This window comes from Sinomonas atrocyanea (genome assembly GCF_001577305.1).
Lineage (GTDB): Bacteria > Actinomycetota > Actinomycetes > Actinomycetales > Micrococcaceae > Sinomonas > Sinomonas atrocyanea.
Genome location: NZ_CP014518.1, coordinates 3,305,638 through 3,324,347, shown reverse-complemented (window position 1 = coordinate 3,324,347; position 18,710 = coordinate 3,305,638). Strand labels below are relative to the sequence as shown.

Annotated in this window: 17 protein-coding genes; 8 read left to right on the top strand and 9 right to left on the bottom strand. The window is 72.8% G+C overall.

The genetic code is table 11. The features are described 5' to 3' along the window. The first annotated feature begins 3 nt into the window (after nucleotides 1-3). The 8 genes from SA2016_RS15290 to SA2016_RS15255 all read left to right on the top strand — a co-directional run bounded on the left by SA2016_RS15290 (nucleotide 4) and on the right by SA2016_RS15255 (nucleotide 9,653). Nucleotides 4-1,068, top strand: coding sequence for a UDP-N-acetylmuramate dehydrogenase (locus SA2016_RS15290; RefSeq protein WP_066499690.1), 1,065 nt, complete (start codon nucleotides 4-6; stop codon nucleotides 1,066-1,068). Then, on the top strand, nucleotides 1,065-1,811 hold the full coding sequence (locus SA2016_RS15285) for a TetR/AcrR family transcriptional regulator (protein WP_066499687.1): 747 nt from the start codon (nucleotides 1,065-1,067) through the stop codon (nucleotides 1,809-1,811). Before SA2016_RS15290 ends, SA2016_RS15285 begins: the two co-directional genes overlap by 4 nt. 49 nt (nucleotides 1,812-1,860) lie before the next feature. Then, nucleotides 1,861-2,997, top strand: a complete 1,137-nt coding sequence (locus tag SA2016_RS15280; RefSeq protein WP_066499684.1) for a 3-hydroxyacyl-CoA dehydrogenase — start codon at nucleotides 1,861-1,863, stop codon at nucleotides 2,995-2,997. A 37-nt stretch (nucleotides 2,998-3,034) separates the two neighbouring features. Beyond that, nucleotides 3,035-4,225 carry an acyl-CoA dehydrogenase family protein gene (locus SA2016_RS15275; protein ID WP_066499681.1) on the top strand — a complete coding sequence of 397 codons (1,191 nt, stop codon included), beginning with the start codon at nucleotides 3,035-3,037 and terminating at the stop codon, nucleotides 4,223-4,225. A gap of 17 nt (nucleotides 4,226-4,242) precedes the next feature. Beyond that, nucleotides 4,243-5,904, top strand: coding sequence for an AMP-binding protein (locus SA2016_RS15270; protein ID WP_066499678.1), 1,662 nt, complete (start codon nucleotides 4,243-4,245; stop codon nucleotides 5,902-5,904). Continuing rightward, nucleotides 5,901-7,112 carry an acetyl-CoA C-acetyltransferase gene (locus SA2016_RS15265; protein WP_066499677.1) on the top strand — a complete coding sequence of 404 codons (1,212 nt, stop codon included), beginning with the start codon at nucleotides 5,901-5,903 and terminating at the stop codon, nucleotides 7,110-7,112. Before SA2016_RS15270 ends, SA2016_RS15265 begins: the two co-directional genes overlap by 4 nt. Nucleotides 7,113-7,274: 162 nt before the next feature. Next, nucleotides 7,275-8,396, top strand: coding sequence for a winged helix DNA-binding domain-containing protein (locus SA2016_RS15260; RefSeq protein ID WP_084249572.1), 1,122 nt, complete (start codon nucleotides 7,275-7,277; stop codon nucleotides 8,394-8,396). 300 nt (nucleotides 8,397-8,696) lie between these two features. Further along, nucleotides 8,697-9,653: a type IV toxin-antitoxin system AbiEi family antitoxin domain-containing protein gene (locus SA2016_RS15255; RefSeq protein WP_066499674.1), complete on the top strand. Its 957-nt coding sequence runs from the start codon at nucleotides 8,697-8,699 to the stop codon at nucleotides 9,651-9,653. A gap of 187 nt (nucleotides 9,654-9,840) precedes the next feature. Here the strand turns inward: SA2016_RS15255 and asd are convergent, their stop codons facing one another. The 9 genes from asd to SA2016_RS15210 all read right to left on the bottom strand — a co-directional run bounded on the left by asd (nucleotide 9,841) and on the right by SA2016_RS15210 (nucleotide 18,628). Then, nucleotides 9,841-10,968: an aspartate-semialdehyde dehydrogenase gene (asd, locus tag SA2016_RS15250; protein ID WP_084249571.1), complete on the bottom strand. Its 1,128-nt coding sequence runs from the start codon at nucleotides 10,966-10,968 to the stop codon at nucleotides 9,841-9,843. Between the two features lie 126 nt (nucleotides 10,969-11,094). Further along, complete coding sequence (locus SA2016_RS15245) at nucleotides 11,095-11,505, bottom strand: hypothetical protein (RefSeq protein WP_066499670.1); 411 nt, start codon at nucleotides 11,503-11,505, stop codon at nucleotides 11,095-11,097. Continuing rightward, complete coding sequence (locus SA2016_RS15240) at nucleotides 11,502-12,170, bottom strand: hypothetical protein (RefSeq protein ID WP_066499667.1); 669 nt, start codon at nucleotides 12,168-12,170, stop codon at nucleotides 11,502-11,504. The genes SA2016_RS15245 and SA2016_RS15240 overlap by 4 nt, the downstream gene beginning before the upstream one ends. A 19-nt stretch (nucleotides 12,171-12,189) precedes the next feature. After that, complete coding sequence (locus SA2016_RS15235) at nucleotides 12,190-13,131, bottom strand: WXG100 family type VII secretion target (RefSeq protein ID WP_066499664.1); 942 nt, start codon at nucleotides 13,129-13,131, stop codon at nucleotides 12,190-12,192. A gap of 115 nt (nucleotides 13,132-13,246) precedes the next feature. Beyond that, nucleotides 13,247-13,927, bottom strand: a complete 681-nt coding sequence (locus SA2016_RS15230; protein ID WP_066499662.1) for a hypothetical protein — start codon at nucleotides 13,925-13,927, stop codon at nucleotides 13,247-13,249. Between the two features lie 76 nt (nucleotides 13,928-14,003). Further along, entirely contained in the window at nucleotides 14,004-14,543 is a 540-nt protein-coding gene (locus SA2016_RS15225) for a dihydrofolate reductase (protein WP_066499661.1), read from the bottom strand. Then, nucleotides 14,540-15,370, bottom strand: a complete 831-nt coding sequence (locus SA2016_RS15220) for a thymidylate synthase (RefSeq protein WP_174835427.1) — start codon at nucleotides 15,368-15,370, stop codon at nucleotides 14,540-14,542. The genes SA2016_RS15225 and SA2016_RS15220 overlap by 4 nt, the downstream gene beginning before the upstream one ends. A 19-nt stretch (nucleotides 15,371-15,389) precedes the next feature. Beyond that, nucleotides 15,390-16,367, bottom strand: coding sequence for an NUDIX hydrolase (locus tag SA2016_RS15215; protein WP_066502658.1), 978 nt, complete (start codon nucleotides 16,365-16,367; stop codon nucleotides 15,390-15,392). Then, on the bottom strand, nucleotides 16,364-18,628 hold the full coding sequence (locus tag SA2016_RS15210; RefSeq protein WP_066499651.1) for an RNA degradosome polyphosphate kinase: 2,265 nt from the start codon (nucleotides 18,626-18,628) through the stop codon (nucleotides 16,364-16,366). Before SA2016_RS15210 ends, SA2016_RS15215 begins: the two co-directional genes overlap by 4 nt. Nucleotides 18,629-18,710 lie beyond the last annotated feature (82 nt).

Genomic DNA, 18,710 nt, shown 5'->3' with positions numbered 1-18,710 from the left:
CGGGTGAGCCAGACCCTCCTGTCCTCCCTGACCACCTCCGCCGTGGGCGGCCCGGCCGCGCGCTTCGAGGAAGCTCACAGCGAGGCCGAGATCATCGACGCCGTGCGCACCGCCGACTCCGCGGGGGAGCCGCTGCTCATCATCGCCGGCGGCTCGAACCTCCTCGTCTCCGACGACGGCTACCCCGGCACCGTGCTGAAGATCGGCTCCGAGGGGCTCGAGGTCAACTCCGCGGACACCTGCGGGGGAGTGTCCGTCAGGGTCCAGGCGGGCCACCCGTGGGACGCGCTCGTGGACCACGCGGTGCACCACGCGTGGAGCGGGATCGAGGCCCTCTCCGGCATCCCGGGCTCCACGGGCGCCACCCCGGTGCAGAACGTCGGGGCATACGGGCAGGACGTCTCGCAGACCATCTGGCAGGTGCGCACGTGGGACCGCGAGGCGAACGCCGTGAAGACCTTCGTCCCCTCCGAGCTGGCCTTCGGCTACCGGGACTCCGTGCTCAAGCGGACCACCGCCAACGGCTCGCCCCGGTACGTGGTCCTCACGGTCGAGTTCCAGCTGGCCCTGGGGCGCATGGGCGCCCCCGTGCGGTACGCCGAGCTGGCCCGGGCCCTCGGCGTCGAGCCGGGCCAGCGCGCCTACGCGACCGACGTCCGCCGCGAGGTCCTGCGGCTGCGCGCGTCCAAGGGCATGGTCCTGGACCCCGCGGACCGGGACACCTACTCGACCGGATCCTTCTTCACCAACCCCGTCCTCGCCGAGTCCGAGGCCGCGTCCCTGCCCGAGGGGGCCCCGCGCTACCCGGCCGGCGAGGGGCTCGTGAAGACCTCCGCGGCGTGGCTCATCGAGCACGCCGGCTTCCCCAAGGGCTACGGCCTCGGGGCGGACAGCGTGGCCGGCGGCCGCGCCTCGCTGTCCACGAAGCACACGCTCGCCCTGACCAACCGCGGGGACGCCACCGCGAAGGACCTCCTCGCCCTCGCCCGCGAGGTGCGCGACGGCGTCCGCGCCCGCTTCGGGATCGAGCTGCACAACGAGCCGCTCCTGATCGGGCTCGAGCTGTGAGCGAGGCCGCCCGCCGCCGCCTCGACGTCGCCGCGGCCGCCGTGCGGCTCTACGCCGAGCACGGCTACGAGGCCACGAGCGCGGACCAGATCGCCGCGGCCGCGGGCCTGTCCCGGAGCACGTTCTTCCGCCAGTTCCGCTCCAAGGAGGACGTGGTCTTCGCCGACCATGACACGCTCCTGGAACAGGCCGAGGCCTTCCTCGCCGAGGCCCACGAGGACCCGTGGGAGGCGGTGTGCCGCGCGGCGGGCCTCGTGTTCGAGCACTTCGCGGGGCTCGGGGATCTGGCACAGCTGCGCTACCGCGTGGTCAACCAGGAGCCGGGCCTGCGCGACAAGGAGCTCGTGACCACGTTCCGCTACGAACGGCTCTTCCAGCGCTACCTCCGCGGTGCCGTGCCCGGCATCGCACCCCTCGACGCGGTCCGCTTCGCCTCGACCGTCATCGCCACCCACAACTACTGCCTGCGTGGGCTCATGCGCGGCGAGCCCGGATTCGACGCCGCCCGGCTGCGGACCGAGCTGGACGCCGTGCGCCGCCTCTACGGCGTCGCCCCCGCCGAGGCCTCCGCGGCCTCTGCGGACGACGCCGGGCCGGCCGCCGGCGGCGCGGAGGTCGCCGGCGGTGCCGGGGAGCGCCCCGGGCCGCGGCCGGACGACATGGTCGTCGCCGTCTTCCCCCGCTCGGCGGCCCCGGCGGACATCGCCCGGAGGATCCAGGAAGCCCTCGACACCCGAGGCTGACACTGCGTATCACTTGACCTGATACTGAGTTTCACGATTACATGGTGGCGTGCCCCACACCACCGCCTCCTCGCCCGCCCCTGCCGCACCGCCCGCGCCCCGCGGGGTCCGCGCCGTCGGCGTCATCGGCGCAGGGCTCATGGCGAGCCAGCTCGCCACGCTCTTCGCCCAGCAGCTGAGGGTCCCGGTGACGATGAGCGACCTGTCCGCGGAGCGCGTCGAGGCCGCCCGCGTGGGCATCCGCGCCCGGCTCGACCGTGCCGAGGCCAAGCGCCGGCTCGCCCCCGGCGAGGCCGCCGAGATCGCCGCCCTCATCACGGGCACCACCGACCCCGCCGACTTCGCCGGCTGCGACGCCGTGATCGAAGCCGTGTTCGAGGAGCTCGCGGTGAAGCGCTCGGTCTTCGCCGCCGCCGAGGCCGCGATCGCACCGGACGCCCTCCTGCTGACGAACACGTCCTCGCTCTCGGTCGAGGCCATGGCCGAGGGCCTCGCGCACCCCGAACGCGTGGTGGGCTTCCACTTCTTCAACCCCGTTGCGGTCCTGCCCCTGCTCGAGCTCGTCCGCACCCCGGTGGCCTCCGAGGACGCGGTGTCCGCCGCCGCGCAGCTCGCGGCGGCGCTCGGCAAGACCGCCGTGCCCGTCGCGGACGCGCCGGGCTTCGTGGTCAACCGCCTCCTGACCCGGCTCTTCGCCGAGGTCCTGGCCGAGGTCGAGGCGACCGCGGCCGCGGGAGGCGACCCGCTCGCCGTCGACCGCGCCCTCGCCCCGTGGGGCCTGCCGATGACCCCGCTGACCCTCATCGACTACATCGGCACCGCCGTGCAGCAGCACATCTGTGCCACGATGCACCGCGCCTACCCGGGGCGGTTCCCGCTCTCGCCGTGGCTCGCCGCCCTCGCGGAGGCCGGCGTGCGCCGCCTCCTCGCGGACGACGGCGGGCTCGCACCCGAGGCGGCCGCCCTCCTGCCGACGGCGGCCCCCGCCCGCGCCGGCGCCGCCCGGGAGCCCGTCGACGGCGCCCGGATCCTCGAGCGCGTCCGCGCCGCCCTCACCGAGGAAGTCGAGCTCATGCTGGCCGAGGGCATCGTCGACTCCGCCGAGGACATCGACCGGTGCATGGTCCTCGGCGCCAACTACCCCGCCGGCGGCCTCACCCCGCTGCTGGCCACACCCGCCCGCTGATCCGCCCCTGATCCACGCCCTGACTCGAAGGACCCCCATGCCCGACTACGACGTCTCCGCAGCCCTCGACACCGACTACTACGCGGTGTTCTCCGCCTTCGGCACCCTCAGCGACGAGGACCGGGCCCACTGGGCCCGTGCCCGCGCGTTCAGCGACGAGGCCCTGCCCCAGATGAACGAGTACTGGGACCGCGCCGAGTACCCGCTGCACCTCGTCAAGCGCATGGGGGAGCTGAACCTGCTCGCCGACGGCATCGAGGTCCCGGGCCTGGAGCCCATGAGCCCGCTCGCCGCCGGGCTCGTGAACATGGAGATCTCCCGCGCCGACGGCTCCCTGGGCACGGTCGTGGCCGTCCAGGGCGGCCTGGCCCTCCGCTCGATCGCCTACCACGGCTCGGCGGAGCAGAAGGAGCGCTGGCTCGGGCCCCTCGCCCGCGGCGAGGAGCTCGGCGCGTTCGCGCTCACCGAGCCGGACCATGGCTCGGACTCGGTGAGCCTCGAGACCACCGCGCGCCTCGACGGCGACCACTGGGTCCTGGACGGTGAGAAGAAGTGGATCGGCAACGGCGCCTCCGGCGGCGTGACCGTGGTGTGGGCCCGGGACGAGGACGGCAACGTGCGCGGCTTCCTCGTCGAGCAGGACACCCCCGGCTATGAGGCCGAGGTCATCGAGGGCAAGGGATCGCTGCGCGCGATCCACCAGGCCCGCATCCGCCTGGAGGGCGTGCGCATCCCCCAGGACAACGTCCTCCCGGGGGCGAAGACGTTCAAGGACACCTCGAAGGTCCTCGTCGCGACCCGCCTCGGCGTGGCCTGGTCCGCGCTCGGCCACGCGACCGCGGCCTACGAGGCCGCCGTGAACTACGCCGGCCAGCGCGTCCAGTTCGGCAAGCCGCTCGCTAAGTTCCAGCTCGTCCAGGACCGGCTCTCCCAGATGCTCGCCGAGCTGACGAGCATGCAGCTGCACTGCGTCCACCTCGCCCGGCTCGACGCCGCGGGCCAGATGCGGCCCACGCAGGCGTCCATGGCGAAGTACCACAACACCCGCAAGGCCCGCTTCATCGCCCAGACCGCGCGCGACCTGCTCGGCGGCAACGGCATCCTGCTTGAGAACCACGTGGTGCGGCACATGATGGACATCGAGTCGATCCACACGTACGAGGGCACCGAGAGCGTCCAGGCCCTTCTGATCGGCCGGGACGTCACCGGCGTGGGCGCGTTCGCCTGATCCGGAGGAGGACACCGATGCAGGCCAACTACTCAGCGCTGAGCCCCCTGCGCTTCCTCGAGCGGTCCGCCGCAGTCTTCCCCGCCAGGACCGCGATCGAGCACGGCGCCCGCCGCTACACCTACGCCGAGTTCGGCGCCGAGGCGCAGCGCCTCGCCCAGGCTCTCCGGGCACGGATCCAGCCCGGCGACCGGGTCGCGTTCCTCGCCCCCAACGTCCCGGAGCTGCTCATCGCGCACTTCGCGGTGCCGCTCGCCGGCGGCGTCCTCGTGGCGCTCAACACGCGCCTCGCCGCCCACGAGGTGAAGTACATCCTCGAGCACTCCGAGGCGGTGCTCCTGTTCGCGGACACGGAACTGCTCCCGACCGTCGACGGCGTCGCGGGCCTGGGCGGGCCGGCCGCCGAGGTGCCGGTCGTCGTGGTGCCCGACGCCGAGGTGCCGGGCGCGCACGAGGAGGCGGCCGGCGTCGTGCGCCGGGCAGGTGAGGACGGCAGCGGCGGGCGCGAGCTGTACGCCGACCTCCTCGCGGGCGCACCGGACGGGCCGGACCTGCCGTGGGGCGTCGACGACGAGCAGGCGCCCATCACCCTCAACTACACGTCGGGCACCACGGGCAGGCCCAAGGGCGTGCTCTACTCGCACCGCGGCGCCTACCTCAACGCCCTCGGGGAGGCGCACCACCAGGGCTTCGACGGCGCCACCCGCTACCTGTGGACTCTGCCGATGTTCCACTGCAACGGCTGGTGCACGCCCTGGGCCGTCACCGTTGCGGCAGGCACCCACGTGTGCCTGCGCGCCGTCCGGCCCGAGCCGGTCTGGGCCGCGCTCGACGACGGCGTGACCCACCTGTGCGGGGCCCCCACCGTCTGCTCGATCATCGCCGACGCCGAGCAGGCGCACCCGCTCTCGGGCCGGGGAGCCGCCCCGCTGCGGATCACGACGGCGGGCGCCCCGCCCTCGCCCACGATCATCCGGCGGCTCGGTGACCTGGGCGTGCGCGTGGTGCACGTGTACGGGCTCACCGAGGTGTACGGGCCCTACACGATCTGCGAGTACCAGGACGCGTGGGGCGCCCTGGACGCGGACGAGAGGGCGGCCAGGCTCTCCCGGCAGGGCGTGGGCATGGTCCAGGCCGAGGCGGCGCGGATCGTCGAGGTCGGGACCCCGGGCGAGTTGCGGGACGTGCCCGCGGACGGGGCGACGCTCGGCGAGATCGTGCTGCGCGGCAACAACGTCATGCTCGGCTACTTCAAGGACCCCGACGCCACTGAGCGCGCGTTCGCGGGCGGCTGGTTCCACACCGGCGACCTCGGTGTCATGCACCCCGACGGGTACATCCAGCTCAAGGACCGCGCCAAGGACATCGTGATCTCCGGCGGCGAGAACATCTCCACGATCGAGGTCGAGCAGGCCGTCGTGTCCCATCCCGACGTGCTCGATGCCGCCGTGATCGGCATGCCGGACCCGCGCTGGGGCGAGCGGCCCGTGGCGTTCGTGGTCCGGGCCAGCGGCTCGGCGCTGACCGCCGAGGAGCTCTCCGGACACGTCCGCGGTCTCCTCGCCGGGTTCAAGGTCCCTCGCGAGATCCACTTCACCGACGAACTGCCCAAGACCTCCACCGGCAAGACCCTCAAGCACGAGCTGCGCGCCCTCGCCGCGGCGGAAGGAGCACGATGAACGAGAACACGCAGAGCCGCCCAGCCCGACCCGAGGACGTGGTCATCGTCGGCGCCGCCCGCTCGCCCCAGGGGAAGCTGCTCGGCCAGCTCGCCGCGCTGACGGCGGTGGAGCTCGGCGGCACCGCGATCGCCGGGGCGCTCGGGCGCGCCGGAGTCGCCGCCGAGGACGTCGACGCCGTGGTCATGGGCCAGGTCCTGCAGGCCGGAGCGGGCCAGAACCCCGCCCGGCAGTCCGCCGCCGCGGCCGGCATCCCGCTCACCGCGCCCGCGGCCACGGTCAACAAGGTCTGCCTCTCCGGGCTCTCCGCCGTGATCGAGGCCGCCCGCATGCTGCGGCTCGGCGACGCGCGGATCGTCGTGGCCGGCGGCCAGGAGTCCATGAGCCAGGCCCCGCGCCTGCTGGCCGGCACCCGGGCCGGGACCGCCTACGGCTCGATGGAGCTCATCGACGCCACCGCCCACGACGGCCTCACCGACGCGTTCGACCACGAGGCCATGGGGCTCGCGACCGACCGGGCCAACGCCGCCCTCGGGCTCACCCGGGACGAGGCGGACGCCGTCGCGTCGGCCTCCCACGTCCGGGCCGGCGCCGCGGCCGCCGCCGGGCTGTGGGCGGAAGAGATCGTGCCCGTCAAGGTCCCGCAGCGCAAGGGCGCGGTGCTCGAGGTGGCCGAGGACGAGGGCATCCGGCCCGGCTCGACCCCCAAGACCCTCGCGAAGCTGCGGCCCGCCTTCTCCCCGGACGGGACCGTCACCGCGGGGAACGCCTCGCCCATCTCCGACGGGGCCTCGGCGCTCGTGCTGACGACCCGCGCCGAAGCCGAGCGCCGCGGGCTGGAGGTGCTCGCCGTCGTGCGTGCGCACGGCCAGATCGCCGGGCCGGACACCACGCTCCCGGACAAGCCGGCCAAGGCCATCTCCGCCGCGCTCGAGCGGGAGGGCTGGTCCGCGGACGAGCTGGACCTCGTGGAGATCAACGAGGCGTTCGCCTCGGTCGCCGCGCACTCCGCGGGCCTGCTGGGTGTGCCGATGGACCGCGTGAACGTCAACGGCGGGGCGATCGCGATCGGGCACCCGATCGGCGCCTCCGGCGCGCGCGTGGTGGTCACGGCCGTGCACGAGCTGCTGCGCCGCGGTTCCGGACGCGCCGCCGTGGCGCTGTGCGGCGGCGGGGGACAGGGCGACGCGCTGCTCCTCGAGCGCTGACCCCGCCCCGTCTGAAAGTCACCTTCTGGAGGTCATCTTCTGGAGGTCACCTTCTGAAGGTCACCTTCTGGGAGTCACCCGATGTGACTCCCAGAAGGTGACCCTCAGAATGCGGGCGCGCAGAGGACTCCTCCTGTCCGCACCCCGGGCGATCATGGACGCATGGAGTCTTCCGGGGTGCCGCACGGGCTGCGCACGACGGCGGTGGCGCGCCTCAGGCTCGCCGCGCAGGGGCTGCTTCCGCTCGGCTCGGCAGGGGACCTGCTCGCGCCGGCGGCCGATCCGGCCGCCGCGGTGCGCCGGATGGGAGCCCTGCAGAGCCAGGATCTCCAGTCAGGGCTCCTGGCGATCGGCCTCAGGACGAGGACCTGCGCAGCGTCCGAGGTGGCCGGCGCGCTGGCGAACGGCTCGATCGTGCGCACCTGGACCATGCGGGGCACGTTGTTCACCGTGGCGGCGGAGGACGCACGGACGTTCGTCGGTCTCGCGCACGAGCGCGTCATGCGTGCGGCCTCGTCGCGCCACCGGAACCTCGGGATCAGCGAGGAGGACGTCGCCGTGGTCCGCAAGGTCGCAGAGGACAGGCTTGCGGGCGGCGTGGGCCTGACCCGGGCCGAACTGTTCGAGGCCTTCGAGGCGGCCGGGCAGCCCAGCGGCGCCCAGCGCGGCATCCACCTGATCTCGATCCTCAGTCACCGCATGGTGCTAGTGCAGGGGCCCCTGCGCGGACGGCAGCAGGAGTTCCGGCTCGCCGACGAGTGGCTGCCGCCCGGCCCCGGCCTCGCGGGGGACGACGCGCTCGAGCACCTCGCTGAGCGGTACATCGCCTCGCACGGGCCGGTGGACGAGCGGGACTTCGCCTGGTGGATCGGGCAGCCGGTCGGGCGGGTGCGCGGTCCCTTCCGAGCGGCGGCTTCCCGGGCCGCCGCAGCGGAGCACGCCGGCCGCACCCTCTTCTGCAGCCAGGAGGTCGCCGCGCTCGCAGGCTCCCGGACCGGGGCCCGCGCCGTGGCCGCGGTGCCCGGCTTCGACGAGCTGGCGATCGGCTACCCGGACCGTTCCGTGGCGATCCCGGACCCGTATCTGCAGCGGCTGGTCCCCGGCACGAACGGACTCTTCAAGGCCATGGTCACGGTGGGCGGCCGGGCGGTGGGAACGTGGACCAAGGGCGGCCGGCCCACGGCACCCCGGGTGGAGCCGGAGCTGTTCGAGGACCTCGGCCCGGCAGCCTCGGCGGCGCTGGCCAGGGCGGTGGCCCGCATCGAGTCCTACTGGGCTGGGTAGCCGCGTCAGGCCCCGGGCGCCGCACCGCCGGGCCGCCCGCGCCTCCGCGTCAGGCCGCCCGCGCCTCACCGTCCATCCCGCCGGGGGCGGGGCGGTCGTCGGGGTGGAGCGGCCCCGCCCGCACGAGCGGCCCCGACCCGCACGAGCGGCCCCGACCCCGGCCGCTGGTGCGGGGCAGGGCAGCCCATCTCATCGCTCAGCACGCCTGCCGCACTCCCTCCGCGTCCGGGACCGCGCGGTTATCCACAGCTGAGCCGGGGCGCGTTGCCCCGCTCGTCGCCAGCGGGCGAGGATCGGCCCATGGACAAGCGCGCTGCAGAACTGCTGATCGCCCCGAAGTGGCCGCGCACGGAGGTGGCCTCCACCGCGACCCTCCGGAATGCTGGGCTTGACGATCGTCTGCTGACGCAGGCCGTCCGGGCCGGGGCGCTCGTGCGGCTTCGCCGCGGGGCGTACATCCTCGCGCGGCGATGGGCCGCCCTGCCGCCGTGGGAGAAGGACGCCGCCCGGATCGACGCCCACGTCGAGGGGACCGGCGGGGCATCCGTCTACTGTCTGGGCAGCGCGGCGATCATCCATGGGCTTTCGGTGTGGAACTCCGGTCCGCTCGTGCATGTGGCCACGGAATACGCGGGCTCCACGACGAGTCGGGGCGCCGACACGCGCTCCCACCGACTCGACCTGGACGAGAAGGATGTGGTTGTCGCGATCCGCCGTGGTCGCCGGCTCAGGGTGACTTCGAAGCCCCGGACCGCGGCAGACTGCGCGCGGCTGCTGCCATTCGAGGAGGCTGTGGTCGTCGGGGACAGCGCGCTTCTCAGCGGAGTGTCCCGGGAGGAAATCCGTGAGGCCATCGTGAACGGCTCACCGCGGGGGCGGCGGCAGGCCCTCGCTGTGCTCGAGGCATTGGAACCCAAGACGGAGTCGGTCGGGGAGTCGCGCACCCGCGTGCTGATCGAGCGGCTGGGCTTCGCCCGACCCGTGGCGCAGCTCCGGCTCATGACGGGCGAAGGCCCACATCGTGTGGACTTCGCGTGGATCGAGCTCAGGATCATCATCGAGTTCGACGGCGAGGGGAAGTACATGGACTACGCCCCCACGCCGCAGGTCCTGCTGGCCGAGCGCCGCCGCGAGAACCTGCTCATGGAGCAGGGGTGGATCTTTGTGCGTCTGAGCTGGTCCGACCTCGAGAGGCCGGAAGAGGTCCGGCGGCGGCTCGAGGCGGCGATCGCCCGGGCTCGGAGGCGCACCGCCTAGCCACGGCACCCCGCCAGGCCGCGCAGGAGCCAGCGGCCCGAGGACAATGCGCGAGCCACCACAGCGGAAAGGGCGGCCCTTGACCGCATGAGCGGCCCGGAGCGGGGCCGTACATGCGGTCCAGGGCCGCCCTTGTCAGCCGGTCGCCTCGCCGGAACCGGAACCCAGCCGGCGACGGCCGATAAAGTCAGAGCGTCCCGGTGGCGATCTTGAGCATGCGGCGCAGCGGCTCGGCCGCGCCCCAGAGGAGCTGGTCGCCCACCGTGAAGGCGGAGATGTACTGGGGGCCCATCTCGAGCTTGCGGATGCGGCCCACAGGGATGTCGAGGGTGCCGGACGCGGCCACCGGGGTCAGCTGGTCCATCGAGGCCTGCTTCTCGTTGGGCACCACGTGCGCCCACTCGTTGTCCGCGTCGATGATCCGCTCGATCTCCGCCACGGAGAGGTCCTCGCGGAGCTTGAGGGTGAGCGCCTGGGAGTGCGAGCGCATGGCGCCGATCCGCACGCAGAGGCCGTCCATGATCACGGGCTCGATCGCGGCCCCGGCAGCGGTGCCGAGGATCTTGTTGGTCTCGACCCCGGCCTTCCACTCCTCCTTGGACTGGCCGTTGCCGAGGTCGGCGTCGATCCACGGGATGAGCGAGCCCGCGAGCGGCACCCCGAACTGGGTCGCGTCGACGCCGCCGCGCTGGGCCGCGAGCACCTTCCGGTCGATCTCGAGGATGGCGGACGCCGGGTCGGACAGTTCCGCGGCCACCGCACCGTTGAGGGTGCCGAACTGGGTGAGGAGCTCGCGCATGTGCCGCGCCCCGCCGCCGGAGGCGGCCTGGTACGTCATCGACGTGCCCCATTCGACGAGGTTGTTGCGGAACAGGCCGCCGAGCCCCATGAGCATGCAGGAGACGGTGCAGTTGCCGCCCACGAAGTCCTTCACGCCCGAGGCGAGGCCCTCGTCGATCACGCTCCGGTTCACCGGGTCGAGGACGATGATCGAGTCCTCGTTCATCCGCAGCGTCGACGCCGCGTCGATCCAGAGGCCGTCCCACCCCGCGGCGCGCAGCTGCGGGTGGACCTGCTTGGTGTAGTCGCCGCCCTGCGCGGTGACGATGATGGGCAGCTTCTTCAGCGCCTCGAGGTCGTACGCGTCCTGGAGGGCGCCGGCGCCCTCGGCGAAGGCGGGGGCGGCGCCGCCCGCGTTGGACGTCGAGAAGAACACCGGATCGATCGAGGCGAAGTCGCCCTCATCCTGCATGCGCTCCATCAGGACGGAGCCGACCATGCCACGCCAGCCGACGAAGCCTACCGAAGAAGTCATGGGGACCATTCTAGAGCGCAGCGCGGTGGGCCGCTGTGGCGTCCGCCTCACCTCGGCCCTGCGCCGCGGACGACGCCGGGCGCCGCCGCCCGCGGCCAGGGGACCACCGGGCGGGCCGGGGCAGGATCAGGAACCGGGCCCGGTGGACGGCTCGGGCACGCCGCGGGAGGCACGTACCCCCTCGGCGCGGCGTTCGCGGGCGCCAAGGATCGCCGCCCACGCTGCGACGGCGCCGAAGAGCAGGCCGGGCACGGCGATGGCGGCTCCCGGTCCGCCTGCCGCGGCCACGACGGCACCCGCGATGAGGCACACCGCGCACAGGATGCCCGTGCCGACCGCGAGCGCCAGGGCCCCGCGACGGGTGCGGATCGTGTTGGCGGGTCCGCTCCGGCGGAAGCCGAGCTCATCGGGCCTGTACAGGACGAGCTCGCCGTCCACGGAGCGGTGCAGGATGCGGCGGTCGCCGGCGTCGCGGAGGCGGCGGAACTCGGCGATCGCGGCCTCGTCCCGGGCCGCGCGGGCGGGATCGGCCGTCACGCGGCGTCGCCCCGGAATTCGCGGAGGCGGGCCACCACCTGGGACTCGTCCAGCGGGCCGGACTCGTCCGCCTGCTCTGCGCCGGCCGCGAGGAGCCCGACGATGTAGCGCTCGGGCTCGTCCGCACGCCGCAGGAGCAGCATGTGGTCCGGGTCGCTGCGGTTGAGGAACGAGACCCCCGCCTGGGCACGGCTCGCCAGATGCGCCTTGGCGATGGAGAAGTCCCCTTCAGCGAGCCCCAGCGTGGGGTTCCTGGCCATGACGAACCAGCTGTACTGGGCCCTCGGCTGGAGCAGGATCGAGTACTCGGCCCCGTCGACGGTGAACACGTGGTCGTTGCGGTCGGGGGCCAGGAGGGTGATCTCGACCCACCGGTGGGCCGTGCCGAGTGTGTGCGCGGTGGCCGCGACAGGACCGGAGATGGAGAGTTCGCCGTCCTCGGACGCTGTGGCCAGGCCGCGGGCCACGAGGGATGAGGCGCCAGCGGAGACGCAGCGCACGTCCTTGACCTCCTCGGTCAGGCGCAGGGCCTCCGCGCTTGCCTCCGTGCCCTCGCCCGGCGCCATCTGGAGGAGGGCGACGAGCTCCGCGAAGCCGAAGCCCAGGGACTCCGGATACTGCGTGTCGGCAGTCGGGCTCGTCTCGTTCGTCATGGTCTCGATCATGTCAGGTCCCCTCAGTCGTTCAGAATCCGAAGAAGCTCTTGGCGCCGTCCCACGCGCTCTCGGCGGCGTGCGCGACGCCCTCCGCGGCGTCCTTGACGCCCGAGCCGACAGCGTTGACCGCGTTGTGGATCACCGGGACGTTGTCGTAGAGCGCGAGCGCCCCGCTGGCCACCATGCACGCCGTCCCGGCCGGTGGGGGCAGGAAGGACGCAGCACCGAGCCCCGCCTTCACGAGGGAGTAGGCGCCCTGTCCATAGTCTCCGTCGGAGAAGTGGTCGATGGCCTGCACGCCATCGATGGCCACCCCGAGGCCGCCGAGGCCCTTGCCGAAGGCGTCCAGTCCCTTCGCCCACTTCGAACTCTCGGCAAGCCCACCCATCACCGAGATGTCCTTGAAGTTCAGGTCGAAGATGTCCGAGCTGACCTTGAAGGCGTTGCGGAAGCCGACGAGGAGCTTGTCGGAGTCCGCCGTGAGGTCGAGGCCGCGGCCGAGGCGGACCAGCTCCGTGATGCCGAACCGCAGGTTGGGGAAGGCCTTGATGGTGCCGTAGACGTTCCAGGCGTTGTAGAAGGGGTTGTTCTCGAGCCAGTCGGGAAGCCAGGGGGTGTCCTTGCCGCCCGCGGCGGTGCCGGATCCTTCCGGACCGGCTGCGCCGCCGTCGGCGCCACCGCGCTGGCCGCCGTTGAGCTCGGCGCTCGTGCGCTCCTGGGCGTCGGCGTTCGCCGCGAGGGTCCTCGCGCTGTCGGCCAGATCGGCCGCGATCTTCGCGAACGCGGGCCGGTGCAGTTGGGCCCAAGCACGGGCGAAGTCCTCGGCGTCCTGGCCGGCCCACACCTGCGGGAGCCTGGCGGTGAGCTGGTCGATGGACCGCTGCGCATTGCGGATGGTCGTCGACTTGATCGTCAGCTGCTTCCCGAGCGCCCTGAGCTGCTCGGGGTTCGCGCCCTGCTGGATGGCCATGCGTCCCCCTCTTCCCCTCACATCCACTGTTCTCAGCCACCACCGTAGGCGGGCGGCCCGCTGGCGCGCGATGGGGAGTCCTCCCCGCGCTGCCCCAGCGATCCGGCCCCGTGCCCTAGGGGAGGTCGCCGCGGACGGCCCGGAGCGTCACCAGCAGGTCGGCGTCGTCCGCAGGGTACTCGGTCGGCTCCTCGCCCTCGGGCACGGTCTGGCCGAGCAGCCACCCGCCGTCGTCCGCCCGCCGGACGGTGAGGGAGACGCCCTGTCCCTCAAGGTGCCGCTCGACGGTCACCCGGCCCGCCGGATGCTCGGCGAGGTGGCCGCGGACGAGGCTGAGGGTGGCCTCGGCCCCCGGGACGTCTGCGGGCTGGGGGAGCGCCCACCAGGTGCCGTAGGCGCGGGGCCGCAGGAGGATCGCGACCTCGGGCGCCTCGAGCAGGACGATCCTGTCGGTCCATCCGGAGGCCTCGAGGGTGAGGAGCATGCGCCGCTCGGCGCCGCCGAGCGCGACAGCGATGCCCGCCACCGCCCCCTCGACCGTGAGCTCGCCGCGGGCATCGACGAGCGCGTAGCTGCGCGCGACGAGGGAGGATGCGCCTGCCGAGATGATGTCCTCGACGTGGGCGAAGTGGTCCACGCCGAGGAGGGCGGCCGTGGCCTCCACGGAGTCGCCGCCGTGGAAGGCGAGCAGCGCGAGCACCTCCGCGAACCCGAGGCCGATCTGCTCGGGCGCCGCGGCCGAGGTGTCGCGGGACGAGGTGCCGTCGGAGGGGGTGGGGTGGGTCGCCGTCGTCATGGCACCAGCTAACTACATCGAGGGGCGCCGCACGCGGAGGGGCTCGATGGGGCGGGGAAGCCCGCGCCAGCTGCGCCTAGTTCCGGCGGAACTCCACGATGCGGTACGGGACGCCCGTGGACGAGGTGAGCCACCCGCCGTCGTCCGGGAGGACCGAGCCGAGCTGCCAGTCGGCACCCAGATCGGGGGCGAAGGTGTCGCCGTCGACGTCCAGGTCGAGGATCGTGACCATCGCGACGTCGGCGAGCGGCAGGGCCTGCTCGAACAGCTCGCCGCCGCCGATCACCCACACCCGCTCGGCGCCCTCGGACTCCTGGGCCACGCGCAGCCCCTCCTCGAGGGAATGGACGACGACGGCGCCGCTCGCCTCCCAGCCGGGCTGGCGGGTGACCACGATGTTGGTGCGGCCGGAGAAGGGGCGGAAGCGCTCGGGGATCGAGTCCCACGTGCGCCGGCCCATCACCACGGGGTGGCCGGTGGTGGTCGCGGCGAAGTGCTTCATGTCCTCGGGGACGTGCCACGGCATGGATCCGTCGCGGCCGATCACGCCGCCCTGCTGCGTCTGGGCCCAGATGAGCCCGATCCTGGCGTCTTTGCCGCGCTGCTCGGTGCTCATACGGCGATGGGAGCCTTGATCGTGGGGTGGTGCCGGTAGCCGAGCACCTCGAAGTCCTCGTACTGGTACTCGAAGATGCTGGCCGGGGTCCGCGCGATCGCGAGGCGCGGAGCCGGGTAGGGCTCGCGGGAGAGCTGCTCCTGGACCTGGTCGAGGTGGTTGTCGTAGATGTGGCAGTCGCCGCCGGTCCAGACGAACTCGCCGACGCCCAGGCCGAGCTGGTCCGCGACGAGGTGGGTCAGCAGGGCGTAGGAGGCGATGTTGAACGGGACGCCGAGGAACAGGTCGGCGCTGCGCTGGTACAGCTGGCAGGAGAGCCTGCCCGGCGTGGTCCCGCCTGGCCCCTCAGTGCCGGGCTCGACGTAGAACTGGAAGAGGGCGTGGCAGGGCGGGAGCGCCATCTGGTCCACCTCGGCGGGATTCCAGGCGGTGACGATGTGCCGGCGCGAGTCCGGGTTGGTGCGCAGCGACTCCATGACCTTGGAGATCTGGTCGATGTGGCCGCCGTCCGGCGTGGGCCACGAGCGCCACTGGACGCCGTAGACGGGGCCCAGCTCGCCGGCGTCGTCCGCCCACTCGTCCCAGATGGTCACCCCCCGCTCCTGGAGCCAGCGCACATTCGAGTCGCCGCGGAGGAACCACAGCAGCTCGAGCGCCACTGACTTGAAGTGCACCCGCTTCGTCGTCACGAGCGGGAACCCCTCGGCGAGGTCGAAGCGCAGCTGCCGGCCGAACACGCTGCGGGTGCCGGTGCCGGTGCGGTCGCCCTTGTGGGCGCCGTGCGCGAGCACGTCCCGCAAGAGGTCCTCGTAGGGGGTGGGGATCATGGCTCCCAGCCTAGTCGCATCAGTCGTCGAAGGGCTTCACCTGCTCGACCGCCACGACGTCGCCCCGGCCGTCGGCCGGCACATGGAACACGATGAGCTCGCCGGGGGCCAGGTAGGGGTCGGAGGCGGGCAGCGTCGAGGACAGGCCGGAGCGGAGATGGGCGCGGAACTCCTCGAGGAGGACGGGGAGGACCGGGCGGTGCGTGCACAGCACGGCAGGCTTGCCCTTGTCGAAGAGGCGTGCGACGGCGGCCGCAGCCTTCCGCGGCTTCCTCGCCGCGCGGTGCTCCGTCAGGTCGTCGACGAGGCGCATCTTGACCTTGATCGGGGAGGCGCGCACGTAGGGGAGCACGGTGTCGAGACAGCGCCTCCACGGGCTCGTCACGACGCGGACCGGCTTCCACACCGTCAGGAGCCGCCCCACGGCCTGGGCCTGGCGGACCCCGCTGGCCGCGAGGGTCCTGTCTCCCTCGGCCTTCGTCCAGGAGCTGCGGGGCTTCGCCTTGGCGTGCCGCAGGAGGATGAGCGGCACCGTGGCAAGGGTGCCCCGCTCATGGGCGCGGACGAGGGCCTTGAGCGGGGCGACGTCGGACTGGTTGCTCAGGAGCAGCTCGGCCTCCTCCGGGCTGCACCAGTGCACCTGGTCCACTTCTTCCCCGTCCGGCTGCACCGGGACGGACTTCTCGAGCTGCAGGGCCCAGTAGTGGACGGTCTTGAGGCCGGCCGCCACCCGGTAGTGGGCGGTGGGCAGGGGGATCCCGAGGCGCGCGTCGACGCCGATCTCCTCGCGGACCTCCCGGGCGGCGCACTCGGGGAGGGTCTCGCCGGCATCGATCTTGCCCTTGGGCCAGGACCAGTCGTCGTAGCGGGGGCGGTGGATCAGCAGCACCTTGAGCGCCTCGCCGTCGGCCCGCCACGGGATCGCCCCGGCGGCCCGGACGGCGACCAGCTCGCCCGGGTGTTCGGACTGGTCGACGACGGGGGCGTCGGACATCAGCGGATGCTCACTGCCCGCTGGCGGGCGCGGGAGGCGAGGAGCCAGGACTGGATGTCCTCGAGCGGGCGGCCGCTCTCGTCGACGTGGTGCCGCGTCCAGTGGCCCTCCCGGTCCAGGTGCCACGAGGCGGTGGTGGGCGCGACGTACCGGTCGAGGAGGGCGATGAGGTCCGCGATGTCCTCGCGGTTGCGCAGCTGGACGAGGGCCTCCACGCGGCGGTCCAGGTTGCGGTGCATCATGTCGGCGGAGCCGATGTAGACGACCGGGTTGCCGCCGTTGGCGAACGCGAAGACGCGGGAGTGCTCGAGGAAGCGTCCCAGGATCGAGCGGACGGTGATGTTCTCGCTCAGTCCGGGCACGCCCGGCCGCAGCGCACAGATGCCGCGGACGATGATGTCCACCTTCACGCCCGCCTGCGAGGCGCGGTAGAGCGCGTCGATGATCGCCTCGTCGACCATCGAGTTGACCTTGATGACCACCCGCGCGCGCAGGCCGGCCCTGGCGTTGCGGATCTCCGTCTCGATGCGGTCGATCAGCCCCGAGCGCACCGAGCGCGGGGCCACGAGGAGGCGCTTGAACGTGGACTTCGGCGCGTAGCCGGAGAGCTGGTTGAAGAGCTTGGACAGGTCCTCGCCCACCTGCTCGTCGCACGTGAGCAGGCCGAGGTCCTCGTAGTACCGGGCGGTGCGCGGGTGGTAGTTGCCGGTGCCGATGTGGCAGTAGCGGCGCAGGCCGTCGTTCTCCTGGCGGACCACGAGCGAGAGCTTGCAGTGGGTCTTGAGGCCCACGATCCCGTACACCACGTGCACGCCGGCCTGCTCGAGCTTGCGGGCCCAGGAGATGTTGGCCTGTTCGTCGAACCGGGCCTTGATCTCCACGAGGGCCAGGACCTGCTTGCCGGCCTCGGCGGCGTCGATGAGGGCGTCCACGATCGGGGAGTCGCCGGAGGTGCGGTACAGCGTCTGCTTGATCGCCTGCACCTTCGGATCGGCGGCCGCCTGCTCGAGGAAGGCCTGGACCGACGTGGAGAAGGAATCGTAGGGGTGGTGCAGGAGGATGTCGCGGCGGCGCATCGCGGCGAACACGTTCGCGGCCTTCGCAGTCTCGGACTCGTTCAGGAACCGCGAGGTGTGCGCGAGCTGCTTGGGGTAGTGCAGTTCCGGCCGGTCGACCCGGGCGATCACGGAGAGCCCGCGCAGGTCCAGGGGCGCCGGGAGCGAGTACACCTCCGGCTCCTCGACCCCGAGCTCGCGCACCAGCAGCGCGAGGACGTTGGGGCTGATGTCCGTGGTGACCTCCAGGCGCACGGGCGGGCCGAAGCGGCGCCGCAGGAGCTCCTTCTCGAGCGCCTGGAGGAGGTTCTCGGCGTCGTCCTCCTCGACCTCGAGGTCCTCGTTGCGGGTGACCCGGAACGTGTGGTGCTCGAGCACTTCCATGCCGGGGAAGAGCTGGTCGAGGTGGACGGCGATGAGCTCCTCGAGCGGGATGAAGCGGGCGCTGCGGCGGCTCCCGGCACGCGGGCCGTCCACGGAGATCAGGCGCGGGAGCTGGTCCGGGACCTTGAGCCTGGCGAACAGCTCCTTCTCGCTCACCGGGTTGCGGACGATCACCGCGAGGTTGAGGGACAGGCCCGAGATGTAGGGGAAGGGGTGGGCCGGGTCCACCGCGAGCGGGGTCAGGATCGGGAAGACCTGCTCGGAGAACATCGCGCTGAGCTGCTCGTGCTCGGCCTCGCCGAGGTCGCCCCAGGACACCAGGCGGATGCCCGACTCCTCGAGGGCCGGGCGGATCTGCTCGGCGAAGACCCGGGTGTGCCGCTCCTGGAGGACGTGGGCCGCCTCGGAGATCTGGTCCAGCACCTCGTGCGGGCTGAGACCGGCAGGAGAGGGCACCGCGAGGCCGGTCGCGATGCGCCGCTTGAGCCCGGCCACGCGCACCATGAAGAACTCGTCCAGGTTGGAGGCGAAGATGGACAGGAAGCTGACCCGCTCGAGCAGGAACAGGTCGGGGTCCTCGGCGAGCTCGAGCACGCGCGCGTTGAACGCGAGCCAGCTGAGCTCGCGGTCGAGGAAGCGGTCCGGTCCGTGCTCGCCCTCGGGGGCCAGGCTCGGCTCGGCCTCCGGGATGTAGATGCGGTCCTCGGTGGCCCGGGCGGCGGGCACCTCGGAGGAGCCGAAGACGGGGGCGGGGCGGGCCGCCGTCGTGCCCGCTGCGGGCGACGGCGCGGCAACGGTGCTGCTGCTCTGGGCGGCTTCAGTCATGGGTTCTCCCGGGAGCGCAAGGGGCGGTCTGGTGCTGGTCCAACCCTACTAGGGCGGGGGCTAGTTGTACCCGGTCAGGACG